The sequence below is a fragment of the Lentzea aerocolonigenes genome, assembly GCF_000955955.1.
Taxonomy (GTDB): Bacteria; Actinomycetota; Actinomycetes; order Mycobacteriales; family Pseudonocardiaceae; genus Lentzea; species Lentzea aerocolonigenes_A.
Genome location: NZ_JYJG01000146.1, coordinates 1 through 3,937 on the forward strand (window position 1 = coordinate 1; position 3,937 = coordinate 3,937).

2 protein-coding genes and 2 pseudogenes are annotated in these 3,937 nt (G+C 65.2%); 2 read left to right on the top strand and 2 right to left on the bottom strand.

Going from position 1 to position 3,937, the window contains the following annotated elements; all coding sequences use genetic code 11:
- Together UK23_RS52755 and UK23_RS21575 are read left to right on the top strand one after the other, a co-directional pair.
- A pseudogene (locus UK23_RS52755) lies at nucleotides 1–770 on the top strand (cell division protein FtsK); the annotation flags it as partial.
- Between the two features lie 150 nt (nucleotides 771–920).
- Nucleotides 921–2,684, top strand: a complete 1,764-nt coding sequence (locus tag UK23_RS21575; RefSeq protein ID WP_045313394.1) for a recombinase family protein — start codon at nucleotides 921–923, stop codon at nucleotides 2,682–2,684.
- Nucleotides 2,685–2,949: 265 nt separating this feature from the next.
- Here UK23_RS21575 and UK23_RS50445 read toward each other — a convergent pair whose 3' ends face one another.
- Together UK23_RS50445 and UK23_RS52760 are read right to left on the bottom strand one after the other, a co-directional pair.
- Entirely contained in the window at nucleotides 2,950–3,399 is a 450-nt protein-coding gene (locus UK23_RS50445; protein ID WP_231114611.1) for an AbrB/MazE/SpoVT family DNA-binding domain-containing protein, read from the bottom strand.
- A gap of 150 nt (nucleotides 3,400–3,549) precedes the next feature.
- Nucleotides 3,550–3,937: pseudogene (locus tag UK23_RS52760) on the bottom strand (hypothetical protein); the annotation flags it as partial.

Here is a 3,937-nt window from a genome sequence, read left to right on the forward strand (position 1 = left end):
AGTACATCGGCGAGTTGCTGACCTGGCTCGCGAAGAAGGCGCCGGCCGCAGGGATCATCCTCGTTCTGGCGACCCAGCGACCGGACAGCAAGACCATCCCGACCAAGCTTCGCGCCGTGCTGGGCTCTCGCTTCGCCCTGCGCGTCATGGACTTCCGCGACAGCAACATCATCCTCGGCGAACAGATGAACACGCGCGGATACGACAGCAGCCGCCTACTCCCATCCCATCGCGGCGTGGGCATCCTGCGGCCAGACGGCGAGACCCAAGCCGGTGCCGACGTACTCGCGCTCACCGTGCGGACCTACTACATGCCGAACGAGGACTGGCGGGAGATCTGCGATCGCGGCCGTTCCCTGCGGGAGACGGAAGGGACCCTGAGCGGACACGCGGCAGGACACGACGTTCCTCCGATGCTCGACCGATCGGCGGCTGCCAAGGCAATCGGAACCGGCACCGTGGCGAGCCTGGCCGAGGTCGAGCTACCCGAACCGTTGGCGTCAGTCGTCGACTACCTCGGCGACGACGTGAACACGCGGGACTTCGTACCGACTGCGGAACTTGCCGAGGCGCTCGAAGTCGAGATGACCGCGCTCGGCGTCGACATGGGTGAGCTGGGTTGTCGGCCCACCCGCCAGTACGTCCCGACCGATGAGGGCACCCGACGAGTACGCGGCTACCTGACAGCCGACCTGCGCGCGGCGGTCGAGCGCATCGCGGCCGATGATGAAATCGGCACTTCGGGCGAAGCTGACGGGACCCGGCAGTGATCGCCGACGAGCCGTCTCGCGGCGAACTCAAGTTCAACCCACCTGCTGAACTGCCTGTCCTCACCAGGGAGGTAGGTCGCATACTGCTAGAAGTACTGATCAGAGTCACTGAGGTCGAGGCACCGGACGGGCCTCGGGAAGGGAGGTCAGATGACTGTTGAAATCAGTCAGGACCCGTGGGCGGCGTTCGACGGCCTGCTCGGCGTCGAGGTCGTCGAGACGATCGGCGATGGGATCGGATCGCTCGCGTTCCTCGGACGGTGTTCGACCGAGGACAACCAAGATCCGGAGACGTCGCGAGGCTGGCAGTACGGCAACGCCCACAAGTTCGTCGAGCCGTTGGGTGGCGTCATCGTCGAGGAGTTCTTCGACATCGGTCAGTCGCGCTCGGTGCCGTGGGAGCGACGGCCGGAAGCCTCACGCCTGCTGGCGGCGCTCAAGGACAAGAACCGGGGATGGAACGCGGTTGTAGTCGGTGAAGGGACGCGATGCTGGTTCGGAAACCAGTTCTCGTTGATCGCACCGAAGTTCGCCGCCTACGGCGTGGACCTGTGGGTGCCGGAACTCGGCGGCAAGTTCGACTCGCGGAACCCGTCCCACAAGATGCTGATGAGTGTCCTCGGCGGCATGAGCGAGTCGGAGCGTCAGCACGTACAGGCTCGCGTCCGGGCGGCGATGGATGCCCAGGTCGTGAACGAGGGACGGCACCAGGGCGGACGCGCACCGTACGGGTACACGGTCGTCGACGCCGGACCGCACCCGAACCCGAGGAAGGCGGCAGAGGGCTATCGGCTACGCGTGCTGGCGATCGACGAGCCGAGCGCGGCGGTCGTGCGGCGGATCTTCGCCGAGTACCTGACCGGTGAGATGGGAGACCGGGCAATCGCGAACGGGCTCAACCGGGACGGGATTCCCTGCCCGTCCGCTCGGCGGCCGGACCAGAACCGGCATCGGCTCGCCGATGGATGGCAGGGCGGCACGGTCCGAGCCATTCTGGAGAACCCGCGCTACACCGGCTTTGCGTTCTTCGGGCGCTGGACCCGCCAAGAGATGCTGCTCGACCCGGAGGACGTCGGAGCCGGTCACGTAGTGCGGTTCCGCAAGGCCGCTCCTGACCGAGTCGTGCGTTCTCGTAAAAAGGCACATCCGCAGGTCGTCGAAGTCGAGGAGTTCGTTCAAGCGCAGTTGCTTCGTCGGTCGCGCGCGGCTGGTGGATTTTCGGCCGGAAAGAAGCTGGTGCGGGGGCCGAAGCGGACCAAGCGGGTGTACCCGCTTCGGGGACGAGTGAAGTGTGGCTATTGCACTCGCCGGATGGAGGGCACGCCGCGCGGTCCGAGGACCTACTACCGCTGTGCGCTTCGGACGATGGTCCCCGGTTCGCCCGCGTTGAAGGGACACCCGACGAACGTGTACCTGCCCGAGGCTGCGGCTACGGAGCACTTCAACAAGTGGATTGATCACCTCTTCGACCCGATGAACGTCGACCAAACGGTGTCGGCTCTCGTCGCGTCCCAAGACAACGGCGAGACTGGCGCGTCCGACCATGCCGCCGCGAGGAAACGTCTCACCGATGCGGAAGCGAAGCTGCGCCGGTTCCAGGACGCCATTGCGGCGGGAATCGACCCGTCTGCTCTCGTCGAGGCGATGAACGAGGCGCAGGAGAAGCGCGCGGCTGCTCAAGCCGAGCTGAACGGGGTGCCGAAACGCGTTGGCCGGAGTGCCGCCGAGATCCACGCCATGATTGATTCGCTCGGCGACGTGAAGAAGGTAATCAGGCAGGCGGACCCCGCCGAGCTGCAAAGACTGTACGAGGCGCTGAACGTGGAGATCGTGTACAACGCAACGGGCCGGATGCTCGATGCGAGCATCCGGCCCGTTGGTAGGGATAAAGCTGGTGTCCGAGGGGGGACTTGAACCCCCACCGTGGGGAGAATCCCCCGAAACGGTGACAGTTCACCATTCTCTGGTGTTGCTGCTGGACTCCTGCGAGCGGGGTGAGTCTCCCGGATTGGGGAAGGTTCACCATGTCGGAGACAGTATCAGGTCCAGGGCAGTGGCAGTGCTTGTGGCACGGCGGCCCTTCTGACTCTGTCAGGCTGGGGTCGGGCTGCATTGCCATTTCAGGCGGGGGTTACGCCGAGAAGGGGGCAGTGAGTGCTGGGCGCAATGAGGTGGCGCTTCACGGGTAGCGCTTCCGGCAGTAATGGTTTGTTAGCATCGCGGTGGCCATCGCGATCGGATACACGAGGAGAATTACCGAGTCGGGTATTGCGACAAGCAATAGACGATCTCCGGCACGGATGCCGAATTGGGCTCGAGCACCTGCAGGGATGAACAGTTGTCGTCGTGAGTCGATCGCTTTCGCTGGTCGCTTGGTGATTGCTCTCCGCACGATGATGGCATCGGCGCTCACCGAGACGTAGGTGCGGTCATGGACGGCCCAGTTCAGAGCGGCGATGACATCGGCAGCGGGAATGCGGCCGGAGTGGTCGATCTTCGCGATGGTCATTGTTAGTGGCGAGTGTGGGCTGTTTGCGGGGATCCGCTGCAGTGGGAGCGGATCAGAGGGCACAGCTGGTCGCGCAGCCAGGGGCGGCGGTAGGAACAGCGAGACGGCGGCTTCGGTCATCTCGTTCACCTGGCTTCGTCGTGAAGCACGGGGCTGCTGATCGGCTGTTGGGGTGCCAAGGGATGTGGTTCGCCGACTAGCGAGGAGAGCGCGGCGGCTACCTCGGGTAGCTGGGCGCGGGTGTAGATGCCGGTGGTGTCGTTGTGGTGGTCACTGCAGTGCCTCCGCGATGGGGCCGAGAGCGAGAGCGGGAACGAACGTCAGCGCGGCGACTGCGTGTCCGAAATGGCGTTCGACCCAGGTGAGGGTGGTGTGTCGGAGCCAGTGGGTGGAGATGCCTTGAGCGCGCGCCCACGGGAGGTGGTTTCCGACGCGTTGCCAGAGGCCGTCGTATCGTCGGCTGGTGATCGGCGTCCCGTCGCGGTAGCAGAGCAACGGTTCCGGTGACGGACGGCCAGTGCCGCGTTCGTCGTGGTGCCGTAGAAGAGCCAGGATGAGGGTGGGGCTGGCTGGTTGCCAGCGGATGGCGTTGTTCTTCTCTCGCAGTCGGAGCAGGCACCAGTGGGGCTCGATGTCGTCCTCGCGGAGTGCGAGTGCT